This window comes from Thiorhodococcus drewsii AZ1 (assembly GCF_000224065.1).
GTDB classification, from domain to species: domain Bacteria; phylum Pseudomonadota; class Gammaproteobacteria; order Chromatiales; family Chromatiaceae; genus Imhoffiella; species Imhoffiella drewsii.
Genome location: NZ_AFWT01000030.1, coordinates 13,177 through 26,138, shown reverse-complemented (window position 1 = coordinate 26,138; position 12,962 = coordinate 13,177). Strand labels below are relative to the sequence as shown.

The 12,962-nt window shown below is 63.0% G+C and carries 14 protein-coding genes and 2 tRNA genes; 6 read left to right on the top strand and 10 right to left on the bottom strand.

Going from position 1 to position 12,962, the window contains the following annotated elements:
• Nucleotides 1-302: 302 nt before the first annotated feature.
• From THIDRDRAFT_RS17370 to THIDRDRAFT_RS17350, 6 genes are all read right to left on the bottom strand, one after another.
• On the bottom strand, nt 303-1,013 hold the full coding sequence (locus THIDRDRAFT_RS17370) for a hypothetical protein (protein WP_007042202.1): 711 nt from the start codon (nt 1,011-1,013) through the stop codon (nt 303-305).
• The gene (locus THIDRDRAFT_RS17365) at nt 1,010-1,651 is read right to left on the bottom strand and encodes a hypothetical protein (protein ID WP_007042201.1); all 642 of its coding nucleotides are present in this window, start codon (nt 1,649-1,651) and stop codon (nt 1,010-1,012) included. The genes THIDRDRAFT_RS17370 and THIDRDRAFT_RS17365 overlap by 4 nt, the downstream gene beginning before the upstream one ends.
• Before the next feature lie 147 nt (nt 1,652-1,798).
• On the bottom strand, nt 1,799-2,026 hold the full coding sequence (locus tag THIDRDRAFT_RS26550; protein ID WP_281054770.1) for a type I restriction-modification enzyme R subunit C-terminal domain-containing protein: 228 nt from the start codon (nt 2,024-2,026) through the stop codon (nt 1,799-1,801).
• A gap of 73 nt (nt 2,027-2,099) precedes the next feature.
• Entirely contained in the window at nt 2,100-2,378 is a 279-nt protein-coding gene (locus THIDRDRAFT_RS26545) for a hypothetical protein (protein ID WP_007042199.1), read from the bottom strand.
• A gap of 223 nt (nt 2,379-2,601) precedes the next feature.
• Nucleotides 2,602-2,678: transfer RNA gene (locus THIDRDRAFT_RS17355), tRNA-Arg, on the bottom strand.
• A 58-nt stretch (nt 2,679-2,736) separates the two neighbouring features.
• Nucleotides 2,737-2,813: transfer RNA gene (locus THIDRDRAFT_RS17350), tRNA-Arg, on the bottom strand.
• Nucleotides 2,814-3,127: 314 nt separating this feature from the next.
• Here THIDRDRAFT_RS17350 and mazG point away from each other — a divergent pair.
• The 4 genes from mazG (at nt 3,128) to THIDRDRAFT_RS17330 (ending at nt 6,779) form a co-directional block, all read left to right on the top strand.
• Nucleotides 3,128-3,931 carry a nucleoside triphosphate pyrophosphohydrolase gene (gene mazG / locus THIDRDRAFT_RS17345; RefSeq protein WP_040845229.1) on the top strand — a complete coding sequence of 268 codons (804 nt, stop codon included), beginning with the start codon at nt 3,128-3,130 and terminating at the stop codon, nt 3,929-3,931.
• 45 nt (nt 3,932-3,976) lie between these two features.
• Complete coding sequence (locus THIDRDRAFT_RS17340; protein WP_007042197.1) at nt 3,977-4,831, top strand: DUF4743 domain-containing protein; 855 nt, start codon at nt 3,977-3,979, stop codon at nt 4,829-4,831.
• Between the two features lie 138 nt (nt 4,832-4,969).
• Entirely contained in the window at nt 4,970-6,211 is a 1,242-nt protein-coding gene (ispG, locus tag THIDRDRAFT_RS17335; RefSeq protein WP_007042196.1) for a flavodoxin-dependent (E)-4-hydroxy-3-methylbut-2-enyl-diphosphate synthase, read from the top strand.
• Between the two features lie 76 nt (nt 6,212-6,287).
• Nucleotides 6,288-6,779, top strand: a complete 492-nt coding sequence (locus tag THIDRDRAFT_RS17330) for a GlcG/HbpS family heme-binding protein (RefSeq protein ID WP_007042195.1) — start codon at nt 6,288-6,290, stop codon at nt 6,777-6,779.
• Between the two features lie 112 nt (nt 6,780-6,891).
• Here the strand turns inward: THIDRDRAFT_RS17330 and arfB are convergent, their stop codons facing one another.
• Nucleotides 6,892-7,314, bottom strand: coding sequence for an alternative ribosome rescue aminoacyl-tRNA hydrolase ArfB (gene arfB / locus THIDRDRAFT_RS17325; RefSeq protein ID WP_040845233.1), 423 nt, complete (start codon nt 7,312-7,314; stop codon nt 6,892-6,894).
• A 139-nt stretch (nt 7,315-7,453) separates the two neighbouring features.
• Here arfB and THIDRDRAFT_RS17320 point away from each other — a divergent pair, with 139 nt between their 5' ends.
• Both THIDRDRAFT_RS17320 and THIDRDRAFT_RS17315 read left to right on the top strand, forming a co-directional pair.
• Nucleotides 7,454-8,248 carry a dienelactone hydrolase family protein gene (locus tag THIDRDRAFT_RS17320; RefSeq protein WP_007042193.1) on the top strand — a complete coding sequence of 265 codons (795 nt, stop codon included), beginning with the start codon at nt 7,454-7,456 and terminating at the stop codon, nt 8,246-8,248.
• A 123-nt stretch (nt 8,249-8,371) separates the two neighbouring features.
• Nucleotides 8,372-8,839, top strand: coding sequence for a universal stress protein (locus THIDRDRAFT_RS17315; RefSeq protein WP_007042192.1), 468 nt, complete (start codon nt 8,372-8,374; stop codon nt 8,837-8,839).
• Between the two features lie 87 nt (nt 8,840-8,926).
• Here the strand turns inward: THIDRDRAFT_RS17315 and THIDRDRAFT_RS17310 are convergent, their stop codons facing one another.
• The 3 genes from THIDRDRAFT_RS17310 to THIDRDRAFT_RS17300 form a co-directional block, all read right to left on the bottom strand.
• The gene (locus THIDRDRAFT_RS17310; RefSeq protein WP_007042191.1) at nt 8,927-11,800 is read right to left on the bottom strand and encodes a DUF349 domain-containing protein; all 2,874 of its coding nucleotides are present in this window, start codon (nt 11,798-11,800) and stop codon (nt 8,927-8,929) included.
• Between the two features lie 140 nt (nt 11,801-11,940).
• Entirely contained in the window at nt 11,941-12,573 is a 633-nt protein-coding gene (locus THIDRDRAFT_RS17305) for an MBL fold metallo-hydrolase (RefSeq protein WP_007042190.1), read from the bottom strand.
• Nucleotides 12,574-12,724: 151 nt separating this feature from the next.
• On the bottom strand, nt 12,725-12,961 hold the full coding sequence (locus THIDRDRAFT_RS17300; RefSeq protein WP_007042189.1) for an HP1242/YdcH family protein: 237 nt from the start codon (nt 12,959-12,961) through the stop codon (nt 12,725-12,727).
• Between the last annotated feature and the right edge of the window lies 1 nt (nt 12,962).

Below are 12,962 nucleotides of genomic sequence, written 5' to 3'. Positions count from 1 at the left end.
GACTCCACTCGAAGCTGTCGCTGCCAGCTTTGATTCCCGGGATGGACGAGATCCTGGCACTGTGGTCAAGCGCCAGTCGAGGTGCCTGATCGGTCAGCTATGTTTCCTCAGTCTTGATGTGGCAGTTCTTCAACTATTTCGTTGCGCGCGAGTGGAGCGAGGCGTATCCACTGGCGGGTCTGGCCAAGTGTCAAGATGTGTGTAATGAGATGTGCTTTGCCTATCCGAACACCACTCCCTGATGCCGTCGTCGCGCAGGACGTCGCAGAGACTCCATAGCTTTTGGACGATGTGGTTGTCTGTCATGGGCTGTCGTGCTCGTTTTCTTGGGCAATGCGCCGCCAGCGCTCCCAGACGATGTCGGCACGGCCAGGGTCGGTGATGTTTCCGGCGATGGCGTAGTCGAAGTCTGGATGTCGCAGCAGGCGGGCGAATTCTTGGGCGATGTAGGTACTGACGTCCTGGTCGGTCGAGGCGATCTCGTCACCGAGCGGCTTGCGTCCGTCGACCAGGGTGATGATGTCTTCCAGGTCGTGACTGCGCAGGAGATCCTCGTTGCCCCGTCCCTTGAATGCCTCCAGCTTGGTGGCGACGAAGTAGACGGGGTCGAGCAGGTTGATGCAAAGGTCGTGGTCCAGACGGTAGGTCTGCGAGGTCTCCAATGCCCGGCGGTACCAGCGATTGGTGAAGCCCAGGATGCTGGCTTCGGTGGGCATGAAGTCGACGATCAGCTCGCCGAGGCGCATCCGGCAAATGACGTCGTCCTCCGGGGATTCGCTGAATCCGCATTGGCGCAGTCGGTCCTGGATTCTGGTCCAATGTCCGCGCCCCTCGGTACCTACGATGAGGTCGACGTCCAGCGTATAGCGAACGCCTTGACGTGCAATGGGGTCGTTCAGCAGGAGCGCCGTGGTGGAGCCGCCGACGAAGGCCATGCGCTCGATCAGATCCGGCGGCAAGGCCCGGGCGACCCGCAGGAGCATGTCGCGTTGTTTTTGCTCGATGTCGCTCATCGCGGCGGCTGCAGCAGCGTTTCAAGGATGCGGGTGGCCTCGGATTGCTCGCGTGCCCGACCGAGGCGTATGGCATCGATCAACGCCAGCATGGTGTAGAGCTGTGCATCCTGTCTGACGGCCTTGGGTACGGAGCGGTAGAGGGGGGCAATGGTCTGCCCGGAGGCGGTGCCCAGCGGATCGGACCACACCCATTGCTCGGCCCCGGCAACGGCCCCGCGCAGCACTGGAGCTGAGAAGCCGGTTGGAATACCACGCACCACTCTCGCGGGTGTCGCGGGGAACACGTATTTGAGACCGTAGATGATGAATTGGAGCAAGGCGCCGACGTTGGCTTGCGGCAGGCCGTCCGAGCGCGAGCGCATGGCTAGCCCCACGGCCATGGACCGGCGCAATGACTGGCTGATCTCGCTCTTGCTCAGATGCAGGGAGGACTCAAGGCCGCGAATGGTCAGTGCCCTCTCGGGCGCTTTCGTCTGGTCCGGGTCGTCGATGACAGTGCCATCCTCTTGCTCCCAGCCTTGCCAGTCGTGCGGCAGGGGTCCCAGCTGAGCCTGGGTCCGGGCGAGCTGTTGCTGGGCACGCGACTGACGTTGCGTCACGAGCTTGAGCAGCAGCACGATGTCTTGGCTCTTCATGGCAAGGGGCAGGGTAGGCGTCGCGTTCGCTGTTCGCGAACAGCGGACATTTGTACGCCTTGTGCCGCTCAAGTCAAGCTTTGGATCGATACAGGTGATGTGGCGCCCGCGCACGGATGCGGCGCAATGAGCCATTGGTATACCGAATCACGCTGGTTGTTGCCAGAGATGATCCGCAATCTCATCAATCTCATCCAGCACTTTGTCGAGCTGTCTTGCGCCGCCCTTGTCGGCAAAACGCGCATTGACGAACCGGCGGTCGACGATGGTCTCGAAGGCCAGCTGCTTGGCCAGCTGCTGCAGCCATTTGCGTTGCACGGGTGTCCAGTTATGGGAGGCGTAGCCGCGATGTCCTGGTTGCTCTGGTTGCGCCAGGCGGTCTTGAGCTTGGCCTCGGAGAATCCGTTCCGGTCCAAGAGTAGGCGCACCTCCTTGAGCTGCTCGCGGGTCAGGTCGCGCGGAGGTTGACGACGACGGCCAGTGCGACGGACTGATTCAGCTGGTCCCTGATGAAGGTGTTGAAGCTGTCCAGATAGTCCTCGGGCTTGGCGTGGTCGCCGTAGCTCTGATCGCGGACCAGCAGCTCGTCCTTGTGGTCCGAGATGAGTGGATAGTGCTCGGAGCCGAGGAGGGCGCTGACCTCGGCGAGCTGTTGGATCAGGTTGGCCTGTGTCCGGATGAAGTCTCCGGCCCGACGTGGGCCGAGCTGATGCAGATGCTGGTGCAACTTGCCTGGCTCGACACCCCAGAGCTGCTCCAGCTCCTGCGGCGGATGAGCGCGTCCAGCAGACGCTTGACTATGTCCGCATGCAGATCCGTGGCGCAGAAGATGTCGCAGACTGTCTGCGCTGTTGTGATTTGGAGATTGGCGCCAGGACGGTGTGTGGCTTGAGGGCACCGGAAACGCAAAAGGCCCAACATCAATTTGATGTTGGGCCTTTATTCGAATTTGGCGCGCCCGGAGAGATTCGAACTCCCGACCACCTGGTTCGTAGCCAGGTACTCTATCCAGCTGAGCTACGGGCGCATTGTGCTTTGATCTTTCATTCAGATGGCCTGTCATCCATTCAAGCCATCGCAATGTATGGCGCGCCCGGAGAGATTCGAACTCCCGACCACCTGGTTCGTAGCCAGGTACTCTATCCAGCTGAGCTACGGGCGCATAGTTCAACGATGTGTGATTTCGCATATAAGATGCGTCGATCAATCGTCGAGCTGCGCATTATCTTTTTCCGAGATTGTCCTGTCAAATATTTTTTGCCATTCTCGGTGAGTCCGGGCGGATGGCTTGTACGTGCTTTAGAGTGTGCGGAGACGTTCTGCTTGCGGCATAGACCGTCGGTGGGGCCTTCCGCTACCATTCGGGCATGAACTTGAGTTCCTGAGTCGGATTCGGGTTTCGTCTTGCCCTGATGGCTTCCTTACCATGCCAACCGAGCCGGTTTTCGGCGCGGTTCGCCTTCTGCTTTCGGATCTATGGATCGAGACGCTTCCATCGAGGATTTGCTTGGCATCATGGCGCGGCTGCGCGATCCGAGGGACGGCTGTCCCTGGGATCTGAAGCAGACCTTCGCCAGTATCCTGCCCTATACCCTGGAGGAGGCCTACGAGGTCGCCGAGGCGATCGAGCAGTCGGACATGCCCGCGCTGCGCGACGAGTTGGGCGATCTTCTGCTCCAAGTGGTCTTCCACTCGCGCATGGCCGAGGAGGGAGGGCATTTCGATTTCCATCAGGTGGTGCGATCCATCTGCGACAAGATGATCCGCCGTCATCCGCATGTCTTCGACGATCAGGATCTCGGTAGTCCCGAGGCGGTGCACGCCAGTTGGGAACGCATCAAGGCCGGTGAGCGCGAGGCGAAATCCAGCGCTGTAGAGACGGGCGCCCTGGCTGGCGTGGCCCAGGCGCTGCCGGCTCTGATTCGGTCCGAAAAGTTGCAGAAACGCGCTGCACGGGTCGGTTTCGACTGGGACTCGGTCGATGGGGTTCTCGACAAGGTTGCCGAGGAGCTCGACGAGTGCCGCGAGACCCTGACCGAGGATCTACCGTTTTCCGAGCGCGTCCATGAGGTCGGCGATCTGCTGTTCTCCTGCGTAAATCTGGCGCGTCATCTCGGGGTGGACGCCGAGCAGGCCTTGCGGGCGGCGAATCATCGTTTCGAGTCGCGCTTCGCCAAGGTCGAGTCGGGGCTGGCCGAGCAGGGCCTGGAGCCTGGTGTCGAGGTTCGCGACGAGATGGAGCGTCTCTGGGAACGCGCCAAGAAGACGGATCCGCAGTGATACCGAGGTTGACCGCCTCGGGGCGGCGTCTCATTCGGAGTTTCGATGAGCTTTCTCGATAAGATTCAAGCCTGCAATGCCTGGAATCCGGGCGATTTCGTTCCCTTTCTGCTCGACGGCGAGCGCATCGGTATGCTGCGCCATGCCGCAGTCGATCAGCTACGGCGCTGGCCCAAGCAGTTCGCGGTTTCCGATACGGCGGTGCATTGGACCCATGCCCCGAACGATTTCGATGGCCGCACGGCGTTGTTGGCCGATCTGGTGCGACAACTGGTGGAGGAGGGCGTGCTCTCGCATCTCCACGGCGAGCGCTATCCGGTGACCTCGGGCAATCGGGATCGGGCCATCTGTCTGGTGGATCGGGCCTGCGCGCCCTTTTTCGGGATGCGGGCCTTCGGGCAGCATCTGAACGGATTCGTGCGCACCCCCAAGGGGATCGAGATGTGGGTCGGTCGACGTGCGGCAGATCGACGGCTCTATCCGGGATATCTGGACAATCTGGTTGCGGGCGGACTGCCGTTCGAGCTGACCCTGGTCGAGAACCTGCGCAAGGAGTGCGCCGAGGAGGCGGGTATGCCACCGGAACTGGCCGATCGGGCCGTGCCCGTCGGTGCCGTGACCTACTGCCGGGATTCCGAGCGGGGACTCAAGCCGGACGTCATGTACTGCTACGACCTGGAGCTGCCCGAGGATTTCGAGCCCCGCTGTACCGACGGCGAGGTCGAGGCCTTCTACCGTCTGCCGGTCGAGGAGGTCCGAGATCTCGTGCGCGATACCGGCGAGTTCAAGCTCAACTGCAATCTCGTGATTATCGATTTCCTGATCCGGCATGGGATCATCCCGCAGACAGATCCGGACTATTTGGCGATCATTGGCGGATTGCGTTCGCCGCTCTCCTGAGCGGCGATCCAGTCGACTCCGGTCCATCCGAGATGCCAGGTCGTTGAAACCAGGCAAACTCCGTCTGTTTCCGAGTCGCGTTCAACTGTCAGACTACAATCATTCACATATCAGCGAATCCCTCGCGGAAAAGGCACCATGAGCCCAGTTCTAGACCCCATCCAAAGACGCAAAACCCTTCCAGTCTCCGTCGGCCCGATCACCATCGGGGGCGGTGCGCCGGTCGTGGTTCAGTCCATGACTAATACGGATACCGGCGACATCGAGTCGACGGTCCGCCAGATCGCGGAGCTGGCGCGCGCGGGATCGGAGCTGGTGCGTATCACGGTGAATCACGAATCGGCGGCCAAGGCGGTTCCGGTGATTCGCGATGCGCTCGCCGCCCAGGGCTGCGAGGTGCCTCTGGTGGGTGACTTCCATTTCAACGGCCATCGTCTGCTGGCGGACTACCCGGAGTGCGCCGAGGCACTCGCCAAGTACCGCATCAATCCGGGCAACGTCGGTAAGGGCGAGAAGAAGGATAGCCAGTTTGCGACCATGATCGAGCTGGCCTGTCGCTACGACCGTCCGGTGCGCATCGGTGTCAACGGAGGCAGTCTCGACCAGGAGGTCGTCGTCCGTCTGATGGACGAGAACGCCCGCGCGGCACAGCCGAAATCGGCTGAGCGCATCATGCATGAGGCCATGGTCGAGTCGGCCATCTCCAGCGCCGAGCGCGCCGTGCAGATCGGGCTTCCGAGGGATCACATCATCCTCTCGTGCAAGATGAGCGGCGTTCAGGAGCTGATCTCGGTCTATCGGATGCTGGCCGATCGCGGCGATTTCGCGCTGCATCTGGGCCTGACCGAGGCGGGCATGGGCTCCAAGGGTATCGTAGCCTCGACGGCCGCGCTCGCGGTGCTGCTCCAGGAAGGCATCGGCGACACCATTCGCGTCTCCCTGACCCCGGCGCCCGGCGAGGCACGGACCCGAGAGGTCCAGGTCGCCCAGGAGATCCTGCAGTCCATGGGATTTCGCTCTTTCGCCCCCATGGTCACGGCCTGTCCGGGGTGTGGTCGCACGACCAGCGATACCTTCCAGCATCTGGCCCAGAACATTCAGGCCTATCTGCGCGATCAGATGCCCGAGTGGCGTAACCGCTATCCGGGTGTCGAGAGCATGCAGGTCGCGGTGATGGGCTGTGTGGTGAACGGGCCGGGCGAGAGCAAGAACGCCAACATCGGCATCAGTTTGCCGGGCAGCGGCGAGCGCCCCTCGGCCCCGGTCTATGTCGATGGCGAGAAGGTTGCGACCCTCAAGGGCGAGGGGATCGCCGATCAGTTCAAGCGTATGGTCGACGACTACATCGAAACGCACTACGGCGTGCAATCCCGAGGCTGAGAGCGCGGCTCGAACTGCTCCGGGCGACCGCGCGCTCATCCGCGTCAGCATTCCCACAACCGATGGAGAAGGACCGATGGTGAGACGATTGCTTGGTGTGATGGGGCTTCTGTGTGCGGTTGGTGCCGCGCAGGCCGAGGAGCCGATGGTGATTTTGCTCAAGCGGCTGTCGCTCGACACGGCGATACAGATCGCCGAGGGCGCGGTTGCCGCCTGCCGTGAGAAGGGTATCCAGATCGGGGTGACCGTGGTCGATCGGGAGGGCAACGTGCAGGTGAGCCTGCGCGACACCATTGCATCCCCCATCACCCTGCGCATCAGCCGGATGAAGGCCTATACGGCCGTCAACTTCAATGCGGCGACCTCGGCCATGAGCGCGAGGGCCGACACTCCGGTCGGGCGGGTCAAGGGATTGGTGATGTCGGCCGGCGGCGTGCCGGTGCTCGTGGGCGGCTCTTCACTGGTTGCGGGGATCGGGGTGAGCGGTGCGCCGGATGGCGAGACCGACGAGGCCTGTGCCCTCGCTGGCTTGGCCAAGGTGCAGGACGAGCTGGATATGGCCATGTAGGAGGCCAGGGCGTCGAAACTGGGCGCGATTCGGTCGGTGTGCGCATCCAGTCGAAAAGCGGAGGTGTGCTGCGATGCGCCCGATCGATGCCGAGTCGACGCCTGATGGTCGCTCAGTCCTCGCTCGGTCGAGATTGACGGCCACGCTTCTTCGCCGAGGTACGGCGTTTGCTGTCCAGGCGTCGTTCCTTGGAGGCGCGTGTCGGCCGGGTGCCGATGCGCGTTTTCGGCCGATGGCTGGCCTGGCGGATGAGTTGTGCGAGACGCTCTCGCGCATCCTCCCGGTTGCGCTCGCGGGTGCGGAAGCGGTGCGCCTCGATCGTGATGACACCTGCGCTGTCGATCCGGCGCCCGGCCAGTCGACGCAATCGCTGACGGACGTCCTCCGTCAGCGCCCTTGATCCCGCTGCATCGAATCGCAGCTGAACGGCTGTTTCGACCTTATTGACGTTCTGACCGCCAGGTCCGGGGGAGCGGGTGAAGCGCTCGCTCAGTTCGGATTCGTCGATCTGAATGTGCTGCGTGATGTGAAGCATGTCGAAAACAGGGTGTCCTTGAAGGTGGGTGGACAGAATGAAGGGCGGCAGCTTGCCCGTCGCGCGCGCCAGCATCAAGTCTCGGGGCGGAATCTCCGCCAGCTAACGTTGTTTCTCAACGCCATTCAGGAGAAAGACCATGCGTCATCGCATCGCCGTACTCTCGTCGTTGTTTGCAGCAAGCCTCTTCGTCACCGCCCAGGCTCAGGCCGAGGTTCAATCAAAGCCCATCGAGTACGAAGACCATGGCACCCATTTGACCGGCTATCTCTTCTGGGACGATGCCACGACCGGTAAGCGACCGGGTGTCCTGCTGATCCATGAGTGGTGGGGGCTGAACGACTATGCCAAGGAACGGGCGCGGATGCTCGCCGAGCTTGGCTATGTCGCCTTCGCCGCCGATATGTACGGCGACGGTCGTGTGACCGACACACCGGATCAGGCTCGGGACTGGATGCAGGAGGTCACGGCGGACGTGGATCTGTGGCGCGAGCGCGCCGGCCTCGGTTTGAAACAGTTGATGGCGAGCGACCTGGTCGAGCCCGGTCAGATTGCCGCGATCGGCTATTGCTTCGGTGGCGGGACCGTGTTGCAAATGGCCTATGGTGGCGCCGAGCTCAAGGGCGTCGTGAGCTTCCACGGTTCCCTACCGGCCGCGCCCGAGGAATCCAAAGGGCACATCGCCGCTAAGATCCTGGTATTGCACGGCAATGCGGACAGCTTCGTGTCGCCGGAGGTCGTCTCCAACTTCCAAAACAAGCTGGAGGCCGCCGAAGCCAACTGGGAAATGGACATCTATGGCGGCGTGAGACACAGCTTCACCAGTCCGAATGCCGGTGACTACGGTATCGATAACCTCCGGTACGATCCCCAGGCCGACCGTCGTTCTTGGCTGCGGATGCAGTCCTTCTTCGACGAGCTGTTCGTGCGATAGGGCGCGTTGCTCATGTCGGGGGCGGAGAATGCCCCCGCTCAACTCCGCAACTCCGCCTGACGGTTCGGGCTGCCGATCCTCCGATATACTGTGGATCAGACCGAACAGTCATCGAGGTGCGCGATGGAGATCAATGCCTACCTGCATATTCTGGTTGCGGTGGACTTCGAGCAGGAAAGCGAGGTTGTCGTCGCTCGTGCGGCGCAGTTGAGTCGTCTGTTGGATGCGCGTCTGACGCTGCTCCATGTGGTCGAGTACATCCCTCCGGCGGTCGAGTCCATGTATCTCGGTTACTCGGGCGAGATCGCCTTGCCCGATACCAAGGATCTGGAGGATGAGCTGATGGAGTTCTCCAAAAGCCAGATGTTGAGACTGGGCGAGCAACTCGGGGTGCCCGAGGCCGATCGGCTGATCCGGGTCGGCGCGACTGGTCGTATGATCGATACGGTTGCGGCCGAGCTGGAGGTCGATCTGGTGATCGTCGGCAGTCGCGGACGTCATGGATTGCTGGGACTCTTCGGCGACACGGCCGAAAGCGTGTTGCGTCGAGCCACCTGCGATCTGCTATGCGTCAAGATCCACGAGGAATGAGGGTTCGCGCCGAGGCTGGGTCGGATCGGCGCGTTGGCGGTGAGCCTCCCGGATTCTGCTGTGCTCCATCCGGGAGGCGTTCGAGATTCAGCCCTGTTCCTGACTGGACCACAGCTTGAGACGGACCCGCTCGAAACGCTGGCTGAGCGTGGTGTTGTCTGCCGCTGGGCCGCAGAGATACCAGTCCTGCAGCAATCGGGTTGTGCCTTCCAAGGGGTCTTCCTCTCCCTCCATCATCCGTTCGGATAGCCGCGCGACCTGATATTCCAGTCGCTGCTGTGCCTGTTCCGGTGGCGATTCGACGCCGGCGATGATTTCCAACTGTAGACAGAGCTGGCTCAATCGCTGGTCGTTGGCCTCGCGTCGCTTGCGGAGTTTCTCGCGTTGCTTGGGGTCGGTCGCAGCGGCCTGGGCGAATTCGAAGCGTGTCTCCAGCGCTTGTTGAAGATCGGCATCCGTTTGCTTGGGGAGCTGCTGCCAGGCCTGCTGGGCGGATGCTGGATCCGTTCCCTCGGGGTCGTTGTCCAATAGGCTCGATTCCAGGCGCTCGCAGAGCTCCGACTGGCGCTGCAGCAGTTCCAGCGCGGCCTGGCGATGTCTGTCCTCGGCAGCGCGTCGGCGGCTCTCGAACGCGGCGCGCACGTCCCGCCAACGCTGATTCGACTGGCTGGCCGACTGGCGCGGTATGGGGCGCGACTCCAGTTCTCTCCAGCGTGATTCGAAGTCGCGCAAGGCCGTGCTCAGGCGTTGCGGGTCGGACTCGGTTTCGGCGAAGGCCAGCGCCTCGTCGCAGAGTGCGTCGCGGGCCGACAGGTGATCGCGCATCTCGTTCGCGTGCGCCTGCTGGATCGCGGCGCGGCGTTCGAAAACGGCGTCGCAGACCGCGCGGAATTCCTGCCACAGCTTGTTTTCGTCCTTCTGGCGCGCGGGAACCGTGGTGTGCCATTCGCGCTGCAGCGCCTTGGTTTGCTCGATGGCGGTATCCAGATCCGGGTGCTCGATCAAGGCTCGGACCTGCTCGACCAGATTCTGCTTATGGGCCTGGTTTTGACGTCGCTCGCGCTCCAGGCGCTGGTCGAGCGTTTTGAGCCGCTGATGGAAGCGGCGTTCGAGCTTTTTGCGCTGGCGCGGATCGGTCGGGCCGATCGCGGCCCAGGCCTGGCGGGTCTCGCGCTCGGCGCGCAGGATCTTCTTCCAGTCGACCCGTTCCCAGTCGACCTTGGATAGGAAGTCTTCGAGTTGAGCGCAGACGCGCTCGCGTGCCACCGCATTGGCCTCGCGTTCGGCCGCCTGCGCCTCCATGAAGGGACGGCAGCGCGTATAGACCTGCTCGGAGGCCGCTTGGAAGCGCTCCCACAGTGCCTTATTCGCCGGCGACCCGGTCTTGTCGAGTCCTTTCCAGTCCGCTTGCAGGCTGCGCAGCTGTTCGGCCACGGCGGCGAGCGGGAGATCCTTGTCGATCAGCGACTCCATCTCGGCGCATAGCCCTTCGCGATGCTGGTCCGCGCCCCAGCGGCGCCAGTTCTGTAGTTCGCGCAGTTTGGGCGCGAGCACGCGCAGTCGCTGTCCCAATTCGGTGGCGGTCGCGGGCTGCAGTCCGCTCATGTGGATCAGTTCGAGGGCGGCCTGGAGGCTTTGGTGTATCGGGTCGGCCTTTTTGAGTTCGCCGCTGTCCAAATGGGCCTCAAGCTCTTCGAGGCGCTCGGGAAACTGTCTCAGACGCTGCTCGGCGCTTTTGCGCTGATGTTTGAAGCGGGCGTCCAGTCGCTCGGACTGGGCGGTGAAGGCTTCGGTCAGGGCGTTCTCGCTCGCCTCGGCGGCTAGCGTGCGCCCCTGCTCGAGCAGCGTTTTGACCTGTTTATGGTCCAGCGGCTTGGACTCGCCGAGTAGGCGTTCGATCGAGTGGGTGAGCTTGGCGAGACGCTCATTGGCGAGACGTCGATCGGAGAGGGCCTTGCGGCGTGCCTCCAGCGCCTGGAAGCCGGTGCGATAGCGGGCGTCCAAATCGCGTTGCGTCGTGTCGGGCGCGGCAGGGAGTGCGTCCCAGGAGGCGGCGATGCGCTCGCCTGCTGCCTGGAGTTCCGATTCCTCGGTCAGCGCGGCGGCATCGGCGAGTTCTTGGATCAGACCCTCGCGTTCGGCGCGCGCCGCCTCTTGTGCCTCTTGGGTCGCGATCTGAGCGGCATTCTCGCGACGATATTCCTCGTAGGCGGTCAGGAAGCGCTCGCACTCGGCCTGGAAGCGGGCGTGCCATTCGGGCTCGGCTTCGTCTTGGATCGTGCCCCATTGGCGCTCCAGGTGGTCGAGCAAGGCGCGATCTTGGGTCCAGTTGCCGAGCCGCCCCAGGCGTTCGATCTTGGAGCAGATGTCCTCGCACTGGGCGCGAATGCGTTTCGGATGTTCCTCGCGGACCGCGATCAGACGCAGCTTTTCGCGCGCGGTGCGCAGGACGTTCTTGTCGCGCTTACCGATGTCGTGCACCACCTGCTCGAGTCCGGCGCGATCCTCCAGGCGCTCGATGGCGCGGGCGCGGTTTGCCGCCAGCGCGTCATGGACCGCGCAGTGCGCGAGGACTGGCTGCGAGCCGGTGCGCTCGATGGCGCTCCGGCGCAGTTCCGGGGCGACGCCATGCTGGGCGATACGTTCGATCAGTTCGTCGTCCTGGATGTCGGCGAAGGCGGCCAGCAGCTCATCGCGCGGCGGGAGCGGCTGGGTCTTCTCGCACAGAATCTGCATCAGACGCTCGAGTGCGTCGGAGCGGACCCCGGAATCGGCATCCTGGGCCAAGATCCGAGTGAGGACGGATGGGCTGACGACCTGGCGGATCGCCTTGCTCCGGGTGCCTGGATCGGCGTGGCTCAGTGCCTGTTCGGTCAGTGTCTGCTGATTCTGTGACGCGACGGCCTGCTGAGTCGCCTCGGCGGCCTGTTTGCGTTTTTTGAGGAATCGCTGGAATAGCATGTCAGCTCCGCCAATCATTGGTGTCAGCGCGGCATTGTAACCGAGCTCGAGAAGGGCTCGGTCCGGTTCGCGCGAGGCCGCCGATGTCGTGTGATTCGGGTTTCATTGGCGCCTTGGCTTCTTCCGCTGGCTCTCGTCTCTCAGCCCCTGACGTAGGGGTTGGTCCGGCGCTCGTCGCCGAAGCTGGACATGGGGCCGTGTCCTGGAATGAAGCGTATCTCGTCGCCCAGGGGGAAGAGGCGTCGCTGGATCGAGTCGATCAGCTGGCGATGGTCTCCGCGCGGAAAATCCGTGCGTCCGATCGAGCCGCGAAAGAGTACGTCGCCGACCTGGGCGAGTTGCGCCTCGGCGTCGACGAAGACGACATGGCCGGGCGTGTGCCCGGGGCAGTGGACCACGTCGAGCCGGCGTTCTCCGACCTCCAGTGTCTCGCCGTCTTCCAGCCAGCGGCTCGGCATGAAGGCCTCGGCCGGAGGAAAGCCGAACATCTCGCACTGGCCGGGTATGGCCTTGAGCAGGAACGCGTCCTCGGCGTGAGGACCGATGATGGGGACCCCGATTCGTTGGGCGATGATGGCGGCGGCGCCGACATGATCGAGATGCCCGTGGGTCAGCAGGATCTGCTCGGGTTCCAGATTCAGCTCGCGGACAGCGTCCAGGATACGGTCGGGCTCGCCACCTGGATCGATGATGGCGGCGCGCCGCGTCTGTTTGCACCAGAAAAGGGTGCAGTTCTGCTGAAAGGCCGTGACGGGGAAGATGCGGAATTCCACTGGCTTGAGCGTTCCTGGTGCGGGCTGATTGCGGTAAGTGGGATCTTGCGAGCTTCGGTTGCGAGCGCGCGCTCGGGCGATCTCACGCAAGGGGACGGCGGCCACTCGGCCGAGCGTCGGCGAAGATCGCTCGGTCCCTAGGCTGGTTGCTTCAGCCTTTCAATATGACGTAGAGGGCGTCCTTAAGCCGGAGGCGTTCCTTCTTCAGTTCCTCGATGGTTTCATCGGCAACCGGTGAGCCGACTTCCTCGATGCTGCGGACACGCGCATCAAGGCTGTCGTATTGGTCCATGAGCGACGCGAAATCCGGGTTTTGGGTCCGTAGATTCGCGATCTTGCTCTCCAAGTCGGGAAATTCGTGCAACAGGTCGTGCGATTCACCAAGCATG